Annotated in this window: 12 protein-coding genes; 5 read left to right on the top strand and 7 right to left on the bottom strand. The window is 57.3% G+C overall.

From position 1 onward, the window contains the following. Window positions 1-2: 2 nt before the first annotated feature. The 5 genes from MUY21_RS15145 to MUY21_RS15125 all read right to left on the bottom strand — a co-directional run bounded on the left by MUY21_RS15145 (window position 3) and on the right by MUY21_RS15125 (window position 5,660). Window positions 3-1,049 carry an oligopeptide/dipeptide ABC transporter ATP-binding protein gene (locus tag MUY21_RS15145; RefSeq protein ID WP_248411132.1) on the bottom strand — a complete coding sequence of 349 codons (1,047 nt, stop codon included), beginning with the start codon at window positions 1,047-1,049 and terminating at the stop codon, window positions 3-5. After that, window positions 1,046-2,041 carry an ABC transporter ATP-binding protein gene (locus MUY21_RS15140; protein ID WP_248411131.1) on the bottom strand — a complete coding sequence of 332 codons (996 nt, stop codon included), beginning with the start codon at window positions 2,039-2,041 and terminating at the stop codon, window positions 1,046-1,048. Before MUY21_RS15140 ends, MUY21_RS15145 begins: the two co-directional genes overlap by 4 nt. 4 nt (window positions 2,042-2,045) lie before the next feature. Next, complete coding sequence (locus MUY21_RS15135; RefSeq protein ID WP_248411130.1) at window positions 2,046-2,996, bottom strand: ABC transporter permease; 951 nt, start codon at window positions 2,994-2,996, stop codon at window positions 2,046-2,048. Further along, window positions 2,993-3,973, bottom strand: coding sequence for an ABC transporter permease (locus tag MUY21_RS15130; RefSeq protein ID WP_191287509.1), 981 nt, complete (start codon window positions 3,971-3,973; stop codon window positions 2,993-2,995). Before MUY21_RS15130 ends, MUY21_RS15135 begins: the two co-directional genes overlap by 4 nt. 130 nt (window positions 3,974-4,103) lie before the next feature. Beyond that, a complete protein-coding gene (locus MUY21_RS15125; RefSeq protein ID WP_248411129.1) occupies window positions 4,104-5,660 on the bottom strand; it encodes an ABC transporter substrate-binding protein in 1,557 nt (518 codons plus the stop codon). Window positions 5,661-5,854: 194 nt separating this feature from the next. On the opposite strand from MUY21_RS15125, the gene MUY21_RS15120 reads away from it, so the two are divergent. Genes MUY21_RS15120 through MUY21_RS15105 form a run of 4 tightly spaced genes read left to right on the top strand, consistent with a single transcriptional unit; the run spans window position 5,855 to window position 11,287 of the window. Beyond that, window positions 5,855-6,244 carry a hypothetical protein gene (locus MUY21_RS15120; RefSeq protein WP_248411128.1) on the top strand — a complete coding sequence of 130 codons (390 nt, stop codon included), beginning with the start codon at window positions 5,855-5,857 and terminating at the stop codon, window positions 6,242-6,244. After that, complete coding sequence (locus MUY21_RS15115) at window positions 6,241-6,846, top strand: TetR/AcrR family transcriptional regulator (protein WP_248411127.1); 606 nt, start codon at window positions 6,241-6,243, stop codon at window positions 6,844-6,846. Before MUY21_RS15120 ends, MUY21_RS15115 begins: the two co-directional genes overlap by 4 nt. Next, window positions 6,843-8,201, top strand: a complete 1,359-nt coding sequence (locus MUY21_RS15110) for a hypothetical protein (RefSeq protein WP_248411126.1) — start codon at window positions 6,843-6,845, stop codon at window positions 8,199-8,201. Before MUY21_RS15115 ends, MUY21_RS15110 begins: the two co-directional genes overlap by 4 nt. Then, window positions 8,198-11,287 (top strand): efflux RND transporter permease subunit, encoded by a 3,090-nt coding sequence (locus MUY21_RS15105; protein ID WP_248411125.1) that lies wholly within the window; start codon window positions 8,198-8,200, stop codon window positions 11,285-11,287. The genes MUY21_RS15110 and MUY21_RS15105 overlap by 4 nt, the downstream gene beginning before the upstream one ends. Window positions 11,288-11,463: 176 nt before the next feature. Here MUY21_RS15105 and MUY21_RS15100 read toward each other — a convergent pair whose 3' ends face one another. After that, window positions 11,464-12,093: a sulfotransferase family 2 domain-containing protein gene (locus MUY21_RS15100; protein ID WP_248411124.1), complete on the bottom strand. Its 630-nt coding sequence runs from the start codon at window positions 12,091-12,093 to the stop codon at window positions 11,464-11,466. An 8-nt stretch (window positions 12,094-12,101) separates the two neighbouring features. Then, complete coding sequence (locus tag MUY21_RS15095) at window positions 12,102-14,252, bottom strand: bifunctional glycosyltransferase/CDP-glycerol:glycerophosphate glycerophosphotransferase (RefSeq protein ID WP_248411123.1); 2,151 nt, start codon at window positions 14,250-14,252, stop codon at window positions 12,102-12,104. A gap of 642 nt (window positions 14,253-14,894) precedes the next feature. Here MUY21_RS15095 and MUY21_RS15090 point away from each other — a divergent pair. Beyond that, the coding region (locus MUY21_RS15090) for a hypothetical protein (RefSeq protein WP_248411122.1) at window positions 14,895-15,450 on the top strand (556 nt) is incomplete at its 3' end.

The following is a 15,450-nucleotide window of genomic DNA, read 5'->3' as shown; positions in this document are numbered from 1 at the left end:
TATCAGGCGCCGATCACATCCCGATCCAACCGATCCTCTTCGACGGCGTGGCAGGCCACAAGACTGCCGTCGGGCTGGTGAATGGCTTTCGGCTTTTCACTTCTGCATCTGTTATTCGCAAATGCGCAGCGACTTTGAAAGGGACAACCTTGCGGCATGTTGATCGGCGTCGGGATCTCGCCCTTCAGGCGGATGTGGTTCGGTCGATCATCCTTCAACTGCGGCACCGCGGACAACAAAGCCCGAGTATAGGGGTGTTTCGGGTGCGAGAACAGGGTGGCCGTGTCGGCAATCTCGCAAACCGATCCCAGATACAGCACCGCAACACGGGTGCCGAAATGTTCGACCACACTCAGGTCATGGGTGATGAACAGATAGGTCAGGCCCCGGCTTTCCTTGGCCTCCAGCATCAGGTTCAGAACCTGCGCCTGAATGGACACGTCCAGCGCGCTGATCGGTTCATCGGCGATGATGAACTCGGGGTCCACGGTCAACGCACGGGCAATCGCAATCCGCTGCCGCTGACCACCCGAGAACTCGTGCGGATAGCGTTTGGCCCAACTTGGGTCGACGCCGACGGACATCATCACCTCGGTCACCTTGTCACGCACCTCTGCCGTGGAAAACGAAGGATAGTGATGGCGCACCGGCTCCTCCAGCGCCTGCCGGATGGTCATGCGCGGGTTGAGCGAGGCATAGGGGTTCTGAAAGATCATCTGGATCTTTTTGCGCAACGGCTGCATCTCGGATCGGGATTTGTCGTCAATCCGGTTTCCGTCGTAATGGATTTCTCCGCTGGTCGGGGTCAACAGCCCCGCCACCAGACGCGCCACCGTGGACTTGCCGCAGCCGCTTTCCCCCACCACGCAAAGCGCCTCGCCCCGGTTCACGTCCATGGTGACATTGTTCACCGCGTGAACGGCACGTGTTTCCCGTCTGATGCGCCCATCACGGAACTTGAGCGTCTCCAGAAAACCGTGATCCAGATCGAACCGCTTTTCCAATCCCTTGATCTCGACCAAAGGGGTCTGAGCATTCATGTCCTTCATGCTTTCTGCTCCTGTTGCTCACCTTCAGCCTGCAGCCGCTGCACCTCGTGACACGCCACTTGCACTTGGCCATATTGAGCGATCTCGGGCAGGCGGGTGCGGCACAGATCGGTGGCGTATTCGCACCGGGGATTGAATGGGCATCCGGGCGGAATGTTGGTCAAGGACGGCATGTTGCCGGGGATCTGGCGCAGCTTCTGGCCGGGCAGAGTCTGTTGCGGCAACGCATTGATCAGACCCTGGGTATAGGGATGCTGCGGATCGTTGATGATCTCGCGCGTGCGGCCCGCTTCGATGATCCGGCCGGCATACATAACCAACGTCCGCTCGGTCATCTGGCTGACCACGCCAAGATCATGGGTGATCAGGATCAGCCCTACCTTGTTCGACTGGCACAGCTCCAACAGCAGCTCCATGATGTCAGCCTGAATGGTCACATCCAGCGCCGTGGTCGGTTCATCCGCGATGATCAGTTGCGGGTCCAGTAGCAGCGCGATGGCAATGATGATCCGCTGGCGCATCCCGCCCGACAATTCGTGCGGATACTGGTCCAGCCGTTCCTCGGGCGAGGGAATATAAACCTCGCGCAGTTTGACGATGGCGATCTGACGCGCCTCTTCCCGGCTCAGCTTGCGGTGAGCCAACAAAGTTTCGATCATCTGCTGGCCAATGGTCAGAACCGGGTTCAGCGTCACCATCGGATCCTGAAAGATCATCGCCATCTTGTCGCCGCGCAGCTCGCGCAGGCGCTTGTCGCTCATCTTCACGACATCTTCACCGTCGAACAGAATCTCACCACGATCCACGTAGCCGGGGCGGCTGATCAGGTTCATCAGTGAAAAGCCGGTGATCGACTTCCCGGCGCCGCTTTCGCCGACGATGCCCAGACGCTCGCCCTTGGCGACATCGAACGAAATACCGTTCAACGCTGTCACGGTTTCATCACGCATGGCGAATTTGACGGTCAGGTCGCGCACAGAAAGCAAGGACATCGCGTTACCCCTTATAGAGTTTCGGGTTCAGGACATCGCGCATCCAATCGCCCAACAGGTTGATCACCAGCACAAGCACAACCAAAACAACACCCGGGATCACCGTGATCCACCAGCTGCCCGAGAAGATATAGTCGAACCCTGACGAAATCAGCGACCCAAGCGAGGGCTGGCTGGGCGGCATGCCCAGACCCAGAAAGCTCAGCGATGCTTCCGAGATGATCGCGTTGGCCACCTGCACCGTCGATATGACAAAGATCGGAGACAGAGAGTTCGGCAGGATATGCCGCACCATGATCCGCATGGGGCCAAAGCCCAGCACACGGGCGCTGTCCACATATTCCTTCTTCTTCTCGGCCAGAACCGTGGCACGCACCGTGCGCGCGTATTGCGGCCACTCGGCCACGCCAATCACGGCGATCAGGAAAAAGACGGCGTATTGGTTGAAGGTTTCAGATCCGAACATCGCCTGTGTGACGGCCAGAAAGATAATCGCAACCATCAGCGTCGAGAACGACAGCTGAATATCCGCCATCCGCATCAACAGGTTGTCCAGACGCCCGCCGATATAGCCTGCAAGCAAGCCAATGCTGATGCCAAGAAAGGCCTGTAGCGCCACAGCGCATACACCAATCAGAAGTGACAAACGTGTGCCATACAGAATGGTAGACCACAGGTCGCGCCCCTGATCGTCGGTGCCCAATACGAACTCGGGCAAGGCGCCGTCGATCCACGCAGGCGGGTATTCCGAATTCATGATGTTGATCTGCGCCGGGTCATAGGGATCATACGGCGCAATCAACGGGGCAAAGAAGGCCGCAATCGCGATCAGCGCAAAGATGATCAGGCTGACCACCGCAACCGGGTTGCGCCGAAAGCTGTAGCCCATGTTGGAATTGACGATCTTCGACCAGCGCGAAGGCTCGGCGCGGGGGGTGACGGTTTCGGTGCTCATGCGCCCATCCTCGCCAGGTTCACGGTCGGGTTCACCAAGCCATAGATCAGATCAACGATGGTGTTTGTCACGACGAAGATGAAGCCAACCACGATCAGATAGGCCACGATCAGCGGGGTATCGACCCGGTTCACCGCCTCAAGGAACATGAAGCCCATGCCCGGCCACTGAAACACGGTTTCCGTCAGGATCGTATAGGCCACCATCGTGCCGATCTGCACCCCGCCCACGGTGATCACCGGCAGCAGCGTGTTTTTCAGCGCATGCACGAAATAGATCCGCCATGGCCGGATACCCTTGGCGACGGCATATTTCACATATTCGGATTGCAGCACTTCCATCATCTCGGCCCGGATCAGGCGGACAAAAAGCGGCAACATGATCGAGGCCAGAGCGATCGACGGCAGAATGATGTGCATCCATCCATCCGCGGTGGCAAAGTTTGTTTCCCAATAGCCCCAGACATGCACCACATCACCACGTCCGAAGGACGGAAACCAGCCATAGGTGACCGAAAAGACGAAGATCATCAGGATGGCGGTCAGAAAAACCGGGATCGAGATACCGACGATCGACAGACCCATGATGACACGGCTCAGGATCGTGTCGGGTTTGATCGCGGTATAGACGCCTAGCGGGATGGACAGACCGATGATGATGATCGTTGCACCCAGCACAAGCTCAAGCGTGGCAGGCAGTTTTTTCATGATCACGTCAAGCGCGGGTTCCTTGAAGAAGTAGGATGTGCCCAGATCGCCCTGCAAAGCGTTTCCGGCAAAGCGCAGATACTGTTTCAGGAAACTGTCGTTCAACCCCAGCTCATCCCGCAATTGTTGGCGCACTTCCTCGGACACCGACTGACCGACCAACTCGCGCAGAGGGTCGCCCAGATTGCCCTGGATGGCGAACGCGATGAGCGAGATGACGAACATCACCGCAATCGCCTGAAAAACTCGCTTCACGAGATAGGCAAACATCTTAGCTACCTTATTCGATTAGGTGGCGTTGCGCCCTTCCCCAGCCGCCGACAGGGATTGTCAGCATGGAAATGCGCAACAACATGGCAAACCGGGCCGACGACATGCGCCAGCCCGGTTGCAGTTTCATTTATTCGACGACCAGGTCACCGAAATACGGGAAGTTCAGCGCGTTCACGATCTCGCCCGAGTTCATGCCCGACTTCGAACCCCAAGCCAGGTTCTGCCAGTGCAGCGGGATGAAGGCCGCCTCTTCATACAGGATACCTTCCAGCTTGGTCAGCATCTCTGCACGCTTCGCCTGGTCGGTTTCGGTATTCGAAGCGTTCATCAGCGCATCGGCTTCCTCGTTGCAATAGTTGCCCGAGTTATACTGACCGTTGCCGGTGGCTTCGTCCGGGCAAGCCGTCAGGAACTGGTGGAAGTTCGCGGAATCTTCCGTGTCCGCATGCCAGCCAATCATCATCATGTCAGCCGCACGTTCGTCGAACTTGGGCCAGTATTGCGCTTTCGGCATGGTTTGCAGGTCAACCTTGATGTTGATCTGCGACAGCATCGATGCAACAGCCTGTGCGATCTTGTCGTCATTCACATAGCGGTTGTTCGGCGCCATCATGGTGATCGAGAACCCGTCGGCATAACCGGCCTCTTCCATCAGAGCCTTGGCTTTTTCCACGTCAAAACGCGGGGCAAGGGCTTCGTCATATCCCAGATAACCGGCAGGGCTGGCCTGTCCGGCCACGGTGCCGAAGCCGCGCATGATGCGATCCACGATACCTGCGTTGTTCACCGCATAGTCGATGGCCAGACGCACTTTCGGATCCTTGAAGGCTTCGACCCGCTCCTGATTCATCTGGAAGGTGATGATCCGGGTGCCCGGCATGGTGATCAGGTCGACACCTTCAGCATCGGCCACACGTTGCAGATCGGTCGGCGGCACGGGAGCGATGAAATCAACATCACCCGACAGAAGCGCGGCCACGCGGGTCGGGTCTTCTTTGATCGGGGTCAGGATGATCTTGTCCACGTTGCCTTTGCTGTCCGTGTCCCAATAATCCGCGAAACGATCGAACACGACTTTCACGCCCTGCTCGCGCTCGCTGACAACAAAGGGACCTGTGCCCGACACGTTACGCGACGCGAAGCTGTCGCCATGCTTGACGATTTCCGACTTGTCTTTGCCGTCATCCGTTTCGCCGGTGTAGAACGCGCTGTCCATCGGGAAGATGTAGGTCGCGGTGTGCAGCACCAGCGGATACGGCGCCGAGGTTTTCAGGTCGAACGTCATGTCGTCGATGACTTCAATATCCGTGAAAGGTGCAAAGATACCCTTGAAATCGTCGCTGACTTTCAGGCGGTCAAAGGTCCAATCCACGTCGTTCGCGGTCAACATGTTGCCCGAATGGAACTTCACGCCGCTTTTCAGCTTGAAACGCATGGTGGTGTCGTCGATCTGTTCCCAGCTTTCGGCAAGGCGCGGTTCGAACTGAAGATCCTGCGTCCAGCGCACCAGCGGGTCAAAGACCATGTGCGACAGTTGCAGCGTGCCGCCCGACAGTTGTTCATGCGGGTCCAGCGATACCGGATCGGCGTCATAGGCAACGCGCACGGTATTTTCGGCAAAAGCTGCCGACGCCATTGTCGCCACGACGGCCGCAGCCGTCAGGCTTCTGACAAATTTCGTCATTGAGATACTCCCCTGTGTTTGTGACCGAGACGCTAGCGCCAGCCCGGCCACCTGCGCAAATGCCGATAACGAATAGCCGATGCAGGGAACGCATCGGTGGTTACTTTCCGGCCGCATCAGCAATGCGTGTTCGGTATTGAAACGCCCGCGGTAAGGGTATAGTTATAGCTCTATAACCTCATGGGATTCATCCGATGTCCAGCTTCACGTGGCAAAAAGCCGTCGCAACAGTCGCCCTGCTATTCGGTATCCTGACCATCTTTTCCGGTGGCAATGTGCTGTTTGGCCCGACCGAAGCGCGTACGGCGGCAGGGGATTACGTCCCCTTCGTGGTCTGGTTCAACTTTCTGGCCGGGTTTGCCTATGTCATTGCAGCCGTTGGTTTGTGGCTGAACAAGGCGTGGGCGATCTGGCTCGCGTCGCTGATTGCAATGGCAACAGGTGTTGTCATTCTGGCATTTGCGGTCACCGTTATCGGTGGCTCAGCATTTGAAATGCGTACGGTCGGGGCGCTTGCCCTGCGGTTCCTGTTTTGGACCGTCATTGCACTGGCTTTGCGGGGCAGGACCGGGCAGGCAGGATGAAACGCAAATCCACCGACAACCGAAAGGCCGAGATCCTGTCGGCAACTTTTGATCTGGCATTCGAAGTCGGGCCGGATCACGTGACAACCGGTGGGATCGCCAAGCAGCTTGGCCTGACCCAACCGGCGATCTACAAACACTTCCCCAAGAAAGAGGACATTTGGAACGCAGTCGCGGACAAAGTGTGTTCACAAATCAGGCAGAATGCCCAAATCGGCAAGACCGTGGATATCCCGCCCGCAGACCGGCTGCGGCGCATGATCATGGCGCATCTGCATCTGATCACCCAATACCCTGCCCTTCCCGAAATCATGGTCACACGTGACCCGACGGGGCGCCTGACCGACACTCGCCAACGCCTTCTGACTGCAATGTTCGAGTTTCGCGATACCCTGATTTCCTGCTGTGAAGAGCTTCGCGCCACCGGCCAAATGCGCCCTGATTTGCAGCCGGAAGACGGCGCAACCCTTCTGGTCGGCCTGATCCAAAGCCTTGTTTTGCGCCTGATCCTGACCCGAGACACCAGCCATCTGGTGACCGAAGGCGAACGGCTTCTGAACCTGCAACTGTCCCTGTTTGAATGCGAAAGACACCAGCCATGAGACCCGGTCTGAAACTGATCTTGATCACCTTGCCCCTTGCGCTGATCGGCGTCGCCATACTTGCCTATGTCATCTCGACCCGCACCCCGCCGGATCGCCACGAACTGTCCGAACGCGCCAGCCCTGTGCGGGTGATTACGGCAGAAAGCTATCAGGTCGCCCCGGCGCTCGTCGGGTTTGGCGTGGTGGCCCCCGCCCGCACCTATCAGGCGATCGCCGAAGTCGGCGGGACCGTCGATTTCGTCAATCCCTTGCTGCGCGACGGTCAGATCCTGCCCGCCGGATCGGTGCTGTTGCGCCTGTCGCCCGTCGACTTCAACCTGGCCATCGCGCAGGCCAAGGCCAATATTCGCGCCGCCGAGGCACGTTTGGCCGAGCTTGACGTTTCCGAAGCCAACCAACGCGCCGCCCTGAAAATCGAACTTGAGGCGCTGGAGCTGAAAGCAGCCGAAGTGGAGCGCGCCAACACGCTGTTCGCGGCTGGCACGATGACCCAAACCGCCCGCGATGCCATTCGGGCCGCCCATCTGGCGCAACGTCAAAAAGTGCAGGGGATCGAAAGCACGCTTGCGCTTCTGCCCACGCAGCGTGCTGCGCAAACCGAACAGATCGCGCTGTATCAGGCCAACCTTGCCACCGCCGAACTGAATTTGGACCGCAGTGAAATGACGCTGCCTTTTGCCGCTCGTGTGGCCAGCCACTCGGTCGAGGTCGGACAGTTCCTGAACAAAGGCCAATCTGCCGCAACGCTGGATGGGGTCGATCAGGCCGAAGTGGTTGTTCAGGCCGCGATGAGCGATTTCCGAAATCTGGTTCTGAACCGGCCAAACGGGCCGACCACCCTGCCGATGGACCCGGCCATGCTGACGGATACCCTGCACGAACTGCGATTGAAGGCCACGGTCAGGCTTCGGCTGGGTGACGAGGTGCTGACATGGCCCGCCATTGTTGACCGGATCAGCGACGGAATTGACCCTAAAACCGGCACAGTAGGCGTGGTTGTGCAGATCAATGATGCTTATGGACAGGCCGGAAACGGGAACCGCCCGCCGCTGACCAAAGGTATGTTCGTTGACGTGGTCCTGCGCGCCGAACCGATCACCGGCATTGTCTTGCCGCGCGATGCCCTGCGGGACGGTCACGTCTTTGTCGCCGATGCAGACAACAGGCTGCGGCGCATCCGCGCCGAACCGAAGCTCCTGCAGGGTGATATCGCACTGTTTGCTGATGTCATCGAGCAGGGCAGCCGGATTGTCCTGACCCCGCCGGTTCCGACCATCGACGGCGCACTTCTGGATCCGCACCCGGACACACAGATCATGGACCAACTGTTGGCCGAGGATGCAGCCCAATGATCCGTTTCTTCGCGGCGCATCCGACCATCGCCAATCTTCTGATGATCCTGTTTCTGGCGGCTGGTCTGTTCGTCGCCCCGACGCTTTTGCGCGAAACCTTCCCCCGCGCCCAACCCAGCGAGGTCGAAATCAGCGTGCTCTATCCCGGCGCCCGGCCCGAGGAAGTGGAAACCGCGATTTGCGAGCGGGTCGAAAACGCAATGAACGCCGTGACCGGCATCGAACGCCAATCCTGCGAGGCCCGCGAAAACTCGGCCCGTGCGGTTGTTACCATGCGCGAGGGTGACGATTTCCAGACCTTTGTGGCCGACATCAAATCTGAAATCGACGCGATCACCGATTTTCCGGACCGGGCCGAAGCCCCGACGGTTCGGGCGCTTGGCCTGACTGATTTCGTGGCGTCCGTGGCCATCACCGGGCCAACCTCTCGCACCGATCTGAAGGATTATGCCGAACAGACCCGAACCGCCATGCTGCGGTGGGGTGGCATCCCCAAGGTGGATATTCGCGGCTTCTCGACCCGAGAGCTGCAGGTCAACCTGCGACCTGCCGACCTTCAGAAATTCGGCGTCTCGGTCGCTGACATCGCACGCGCCATACAGGCCAGTAGCCTGGATTTGCCCTCTGGCAGCATTGAAGCGAGGACCGAAACCCTTTTGATCCGCGTCGCGGAAGAGCGACGCGACACCAAGGCGCTGTCCGACCTGATCATCAGATCATCGGCACAGGGCGGGCAGGTTCGGCTGGGCGATATTGCCGATATCACCGAAGGCTTTGCGCTGGATGACGACGTCATCCTTTTTGACGGGCAACCCGCCGCCATCCTCGACATTACCAAAACCCGCGCCGAAGACAGCCTGCGCACGATGGACGCGCTGAAGGCGTTTCTGGACGCCGAACGCGCCCAGGCCCCGCCCGGCGTCACGCTTGAGATCACCACTGACGGCGTGTCGGTCGTGCGCGACCGGCTGACCTTGGTGGTGGTCAACGGTGTGCAGGGCCTGGCGCTGGTGTTCCTTGTCCTGTGGCTGTTTTTCGGGTTCCGCTTTTCGTTCTGGGTCGCCATGGGCCTGCCGGTATCTTTCATGGGCGGCGTCGCCCTGATGGGGCTGGTTGGCTATTCGTTGAACCTGATGACCACGCTGGGCCTGCTGATCGTGATCGGGTTGTTGATGGACGACGCCATCGTGATCGCCGAGAACATCGCCCGCCTGCGCGAAAAGGGACGCAGCGCATTGGACGCGGCCGTGGAAGGTGCCACGCAGGTGTTTCCCAACGTGCTGGCCTCGTTCGGAACGACAGCAATGATCTTCGGCTCGCTTGCCTTTCTGTCCGGTGACCTTGGCGCCGTCTTGCGCGTTGTGCCGGTCGTGATGCTGTTCGTCCTGTCCGTGTCGCTGGTTGAGGCCTTCCTGATCCTGCCACATCACCTGATCCACAGCCTCGAGGTCGCAAATCACGACACCGGCCTGCGTGCCCGCGTTGAACGGGCGGTTGACTGGACACGCCAACGATTGGTCGGTCCGGTCGTCGACCTGACCATTCGCTGGCGCTATGCGGTGGCCGGGATCAGCCTGACGGTCCTTCTGATTTCTGCCAGTATGCTGGCGGGAGGTTTCCTGAAATTCACCGCCTTTCCCGAACTGGACGGCGACACCATCGTCGCACGCGTGCTGCTGCCACAGGGCACGCCACTTTCGCGCACCGAACAGGTCGTTGCACAGCTCGAGGCAGGGCTGGAACATGTGAACGCCACCCTGACCCCTGACCAACCCGATCAGGCAACGCTTATCCGCCATGTCAGCGTCTATTACGGGCTGAACCGGGATGCGTTTGAAACGGGCGCGCACGTGGTTACGCTCAGCGTCGATCTGCTGCCCTCGGCGGAACGGATCAGCACACCGGACGAGATCATGGCCCTGTGGCGTGACACGGTTGGCCCGGTCCCGGATGTGATCAGCCTGAAATACGCTGAAAGCACGATCGGCCCCGCCGGGATCGCCATCGACATGCGCCTGAAAGGCGACGATCTGGTGGCGCTCAAGTCAGCGTCGATCGAATTGCAGGATTGGCTGTGGCAGTATCAGGGCGTCACCTCGATCCTTGATGACCTGCGTCCCGGCAAACGCGAACTGCGCATCACGCTGAAGGATGCCGCAGGGCCGATGGGGATTACCGCGGCCATGGTCGCCGATCAGTTGCGGTCGGCCTATCTGGGCACCACTGTCAGCGAGATGCAGATCGCCGGGAATCTTGTTGAACTCGTCGCCCAGTTTGGCCCGCCTGAGCGTGGTGATCGCGTTGTTTTCGACCATTTCAACGTAACGCGCGCGGATGGGTCCTATGTGCCACTATCGGTTGTTGCCGAGGTCGAGATCGGACAGGGTTATAGCCGGATCAACCGCGAGAACGGCATTCGCACGGTGACGGTGCAAGGGTCCATCGACACCCGCATCGCCAACGCCAACGCTATTGTCAGCGATACGATGGCGCGGTTCGTGCCGGATTTCCTGCAACGCCACCCAGCCATCACACTGGACATCGAAGGCCAGAACGCCGAGGCCGGCAAGACGCAGCAATCCATGTTGAAAGGGTTCATCATCGGGCTGCTGGGCGTGTTCCTTCTGCTCAGCTTTCTGTTCCGATCCTATATCGAACCGATCGTCGTGATGCTGGTGATCCCGCTGTCTCTGCCCGGCGCGATCTTCGGACATATGGCAATGGGTCTGGATTTCTCGATGCCCAGCATGCTGGGTTTCGTGGCGCTGGCAGGGGTCGTCGTCAACAACTCCATCCTCTTGGTGGATTTCATAAAACATGAGCACGAGGACGTCGCGAATGTTTCCCAAGCCGCGGCCCGGGCGGCAAGGGCACGGTTTCGAGCCATCTTTCTGACCACAACAACCACCACAGCCGGCCTGTTGCCGATCCTGACCGAAACCAACCTGCAAGCGCAAATTCTGATCCCCTTGGTGGCCAGCCTGGTCTTCGGCCTGCTCAGCGCAAGTCTTGTGGTCCTGTTCGTGCTGCCAGCCGTCTATGCGATCCTGGACGATCTGCACCTGAGCACGTTGGCGAAGTCATAAAGCTCTGCAGAGAGAGTCCTAGACCTCGCGTCATGCGCGTTCGCAATGTCGCTGGCGTGGGACAATACCGACACCCGGCATCTCAGGTCAGAACCTTGCATTACAAGCAGACACGCCATTGCCGGATCGAATAGCCAGAAAACCGCCTCACGTGCGATCCTTGCTGTAAATCAAGGCTAAAAGATTTTCAGCAAAAGCTCCTGATGGCTCTCGCGAGGATCATACCCGAATTTTTTGAAATCATCACGATAGAACTCGGCCGCGCGCGCGCGGGTCTTCCTGGTCCAACGCACAGGTTCCTTGGCCTTGCTTTTGTTCGCGTGGATGGATGCACCCTGAAGATCAAGGTCAAGATGCTCAGCGGCGGCGGCAAGGGGGTGTTCAAGCCCCTCTTCCAGTTTGAAAACCTCTACACCGGGGCGAATGAAGTCCACCTGTGGTCGGAAATGGTTATCCATCAGGTAAGGATTTTCGGGATAGTTATCCATCGCTTTGTTCAACCAATCATCAAACGTCCGCTTCGCAAACCCGCGCTTGCGCCGATAGAAGTATTCGCTGACCAATCGCGTGAAGGGGTGCCGAACCACTGCAAAACTGTAGTCGTAAAACTCCGCGGGTATCACCTTTTCATAAATGTCGGCGTTCATATGTTGAAAAGTCGCCTTGCAATACCCGTTGAATCGCGAGCCGTAGAGCAGTGCAACTTTGGCTCCCGCATCTTTCAGGGCTTTTTCGATCGACGTCCCACCGGTTTTCGGCACATGCACAAAATGAACGAGCTTATCCGCGTTTCGTATAAGTGGCATTTGATCCCTTAACCTGCGTTATTGAAAACCACATCGCATACACGAACAGACGCGTTTCCATCTTCCCAAGGGCAGAACTTTTCGTGAAAGGCGTCAAGTGATTTTCGAGCAACCGTTGACTCATAAGTTCTGCGCCTCAGCGCCTCGGTCAATTGGTCCAAATCGTCACAGTATACGCCCGGATGTTCCTCCGAGATGTCGAAGTACATCCCTCGCGCCTGCTCATAAAGTGCCTTGTCATATCCCAGAACCACAATCGGGCGCTTCAGCACAGCGAAGTCGAACATGATCGAAGAATAGTCAGTGATCAGAAGATCCGTAGCCAGAAGAACGTCGTTGGTGCTGTCATGTGCGCTAAGGTCGACAATCCGCGGATCTTTTGCCCAGGCACTGCTGGCGGAAAGGAAGTAGTGATCCCGAATGGCAAGCACGCAATCTTCGTCAAGACCCTTCATGATCGCCGTGACGATCTGCTCTTTGTTTGGCTGCCCAGCAGCCTCGACACGTGGGTATTCCGGTCGGAACGTGGGCGCGTAAAGCACCACTCGTTTGTCGCTTGGAAGGCCCAGCTTCTTGCGGAACTCGGCCTGGTTGACATCACGCTGGGCAACCAGACGGTCATTTCGCGGATACCCAGTCTCGATCATTTTGTAATTATATGGGAACCCCAACCGCCACACCCGCGAGGAATATGGGTTGGAAGAAATCACGTAATCCCATCGCAAGCAACGCCGGGCAAATGCCATCGGGTCCTCGAAGGCCTTCGGATCTTTCGTCAGGATATCCAGTCCCATGTATTTCAACGGTGTGCCGTGCTTGGTTTGCACGTGGATCGAGCCCTGCCGTTTCACCAGGAAATCCGGGAAATTCGCGTTGTTGATCAGATAACCGGCACGGGCCAGGTGATAGAAATAACGCAGGCTGTTCTGCCTGACGTGCTCGGCGTGACCTTCTGTTTCCCTAAGATCCTTGCCCGGTTGCACCACCCAGACATGCCGGTAATCACCCCCGGCGGTGTTTTGAAGATGCTTGAAAATGGCGTAAGGATTGCACGCGATCTTCTTACCCCAGTAAGATTCGTAAACAACAAGGTTGCGATCAATCGGCAACCTCAGAAAAACATGCCGATATAGCTGAAGGTTTACAGCCTCCAGCACGCGGCGGGCAAATGCTGGCGCCTGCCTTACACCCAGCCTGATACGCAACAGGGATTTTGCGCGGAGAATGTGCCGCAGGTAGTAACCCCCACGATACCCCAGCGCGAGGTCGGACCGCGCCACTTCGGGGCGGCTAAAGTTCTCGGTCGGCTTGCAAACTTGCCTGATCCGCTCCGCAAATTGCGGCTTGCTCACATCGGGAAGCCGTTGGGAATCCAGAACATGCATCAGGCTTCTGAATCTTCTCAGCTTCAAACTGTCGGCATAGGTCTTCCAGAGCACCGGATCGACGCGAAGTGCTTCAAACAGCTCGTCCCAACGGTCAAAAATTTCGAAATGTGTGTCATTCTGGGTTCGCAAGATAGATCCGTCGCGCTGGCGATAGAGAACGATAACCTCAGGCGAGGTCGCAACCGTGTCCGCATACATCAAAGCAAGATAGTTCCACGCGATATCTTCGTATTTACCGACTGGAAAGGTCAGGCCGGTGCGTTGCAGAAATTCGCGCTTGTATAGCTTGTTCCATGCGACATTCAGATTCTCGAAAAGTGCGATCTTTTCCTTCGGTGTCGTGTGAACCCCCGCAGACAAGGCGTTGGTCATTGTGTTCGGAACCGCGCGCCCGTCAACATAAAGCCTGCTGTGGTTCAGGATGGCGAGATCCGGATCGGTGGCGATGGCTTGCTGCATCAGTGCATGCGCCTCAGGCGTAAACAAGTCATCACCATCCAGATAGGCGATGTAGTCGCCGGACGCATTTTCCGTCCCAAGATTGCGCACCGCCCCCAGCCCGCAGTTTTCGGGGCAGGTGATCATCCTGATGTTCGTCTGATTTTGTGCCATTTCTTCAATCAGACGCGGCGTTTCATCGGTCGAACAGTCGTTGACGACGATGATCTCGTGAAAGGGGGGGGACTGGTCAACCGCCGACTGAATGGCCTGCTGGATGAAGTTCTCGACATTATAGGCCGCTATGATAACGGAAATACGCTTTGAAGACATCGCAACTCGGCTTTTACCAGGGACAAGTTGACTGGGTTACTCTCACAACCGATGAACCAGGTAAAGCGCCGAACAGGCGTTTGTGCATTTCATCGCGCGATGCGAGCGATCCGGTTACGGGCCTTTACTATTGATAGCGCGTCAAGGTTTTCGCCCGATGATCCCAATTCGATACAGCCTTGCCACTCTGCGGTTCGCGTAGCTTCCGACGCAAGCGGTCTGTAGCTTTGATCCGCTGAAAGCATTTCAAATCGATAGAGGCATCGGAGCTTTAAAGCCCAGCGAAGAAGCTCGCATTGGACCTTCAAAAACCATAACACGTTAAACCGAATGCCAGACAATGGGACATGCTCTGCTACTTCAACAGGGAAGAAATGTTCGCGAAGCTTCTCCACCTCACCTTCGGATAAAGATAAGCGTCGTTTGAAACCGCTCAAACGGAGTGTTTCGCGCTGATAATGCCCATTGTTGATGGTGGACATTGTGAGGTGGACCATGAGGGCAAAGACGGACGGCAACACACGGTTATGAGTGGTAGGTGCAACCTGATTGACCTTTCTATTTATCCGCTAGACCACACATGCAATCATTGATAGATGAGTTCATTCCCGCTTAAGCTGATCAAATTGTAACGGAAAAAAAATGCGTCGCAATCTGGACGATATACGAGTCGGTTTCGTTATCTCTCACCCCTTTCACTACCTGATTTACCAGCCTCTGATACGGGCAATCAAAAACCCATTAGTCGTTGTAGAAACAAGAAAAAGCACACCTTTTGGTTTCTCTCGGGATTTCTTCGAGTCACTTGATTGTCCACATGTTGTGGTTGACGAGTCGAGTCTGAGCGTGATCGATCAGCAGGTTGACGTCATTTTCGTCATGACGCCAAAGCATTTGAACGCAAGGTTCCGACATGCACGCACCGTCGTTGTGCAATATGGCATGGCGAAAGAGTACTACAACTATGGACTGTGGCGCACGAGCGCCGATCTCAACATGATGTATGGACCTTACTCTACCAAGATGGTGGAGGGGCACGCGGTCGCGCGTTCCGTCGGCAATCTCAGGCTCGATGGCTACACGCCCTCAAAAACAGGTGGTGAGGGTTTGCTGTATTTGCCAACTTATGGCGAACTTTCCACGCTTGAACGGTTTGCGGGTTTGCTGCCTCAGCTCAACTCGGCAATTCCGATTTCGA

Origin of the sequence: Aliiroseovarius sp. S2029, assembly GCF_023195575.1 — a bacterium.
Lineage (GTDB): Bacteria > Pseudomonadota > Alphaproteobacteria > Rhodobacterales > Rhodobacteraceae > Aliiroseovarius > Aliiroseovarius zhejiangensis.
This window is presented reverse-complemented; position numbering and strand designations above follow the sequence as displayed.

Excerpts from the sequence above, each read along its gene's own strand:
- MUY21_RS15105 (WP_248411125.1), top strand. The coding sequence starts at position 8,198 with ATGATCCGTTTCTTCGCGGCGCATCCGACCATCGCCAATCTTCTGATG.
- MUY21_RS15120 (WP_248411128.1), top strand. The coding sequence starts at position 5,855 with ATGTCCAGCTTCACGTGGCAAAAAGCCGTCGCAACAGTCGCCCTGCTA.
- MUY21_RS15140 (WP_248411131.1), bottom strand. The coding sequence starts at position 2,041 with ATGTCCTTGCTTTCTGTGCGCGACCTGACCGTCAAATTCGCCATGCGT.
- MUY21_RS15135 (WP_248411130.1), bottom strand. The coding sequence starts at position 2,996 with ATGAGCACCGAAACCGTCACCCCCCGCGCCGAGCCTTCGCGCTGGTCG.
- MUY21_RS15095 (WP_248411123.1), bottom strand. The coding sequence starts at position 14,252 with ATGTCTTCAAAGCGTATTTCCGTTATCATAGCGGCCTATAATGTCGAG.
- MUY21_RS15145 (WP_248411132.1), bottom strand. The coding sequence starts at position 1,049 with ATGAAGGACATGAATGCTCAGACCCCTTTGGTCGAGATCAAGGGATTG.
- MUY21_RS15125 (WP_248411129.1), bottom strand. The coding sequence starts at position 5,660 with ATGACGAAATTTGTCAGAAGCCTGACGGCTGCGGCCGTCGTGGCGACA.
- MUY21_RS15110 (WP_248411126.1), top strand. The coding sequence starts at position 6,843 with ATGAGACCCGGTCTGAAACTGATCTTGATCACCTTGCCCCTTGCGCTG.
- MUY21_RS15130 (WP_191287509.1), bottom strand. The coding sequence starts at position 3,973 with ATGTTTGCCTATCTCGTGAAGCGAGTTTTTCAGGCGATTGCGGTGATG.
- MUY21_RS15115 (WP_248411127.1), top strand. The coding sequence starts at position 6,241 with ATGAAACGCAAATCCACCGACAACCGAAAGGCCGAGATCCTGTCGGCA.
- MUY21_RS15100 (WP_248411124.1), bottom strand. The coding sequence starts at position 12,093 with ATGCCACTTATACGAAACGCGGATAAGCTCGTTCATTTTGTGCATGTG.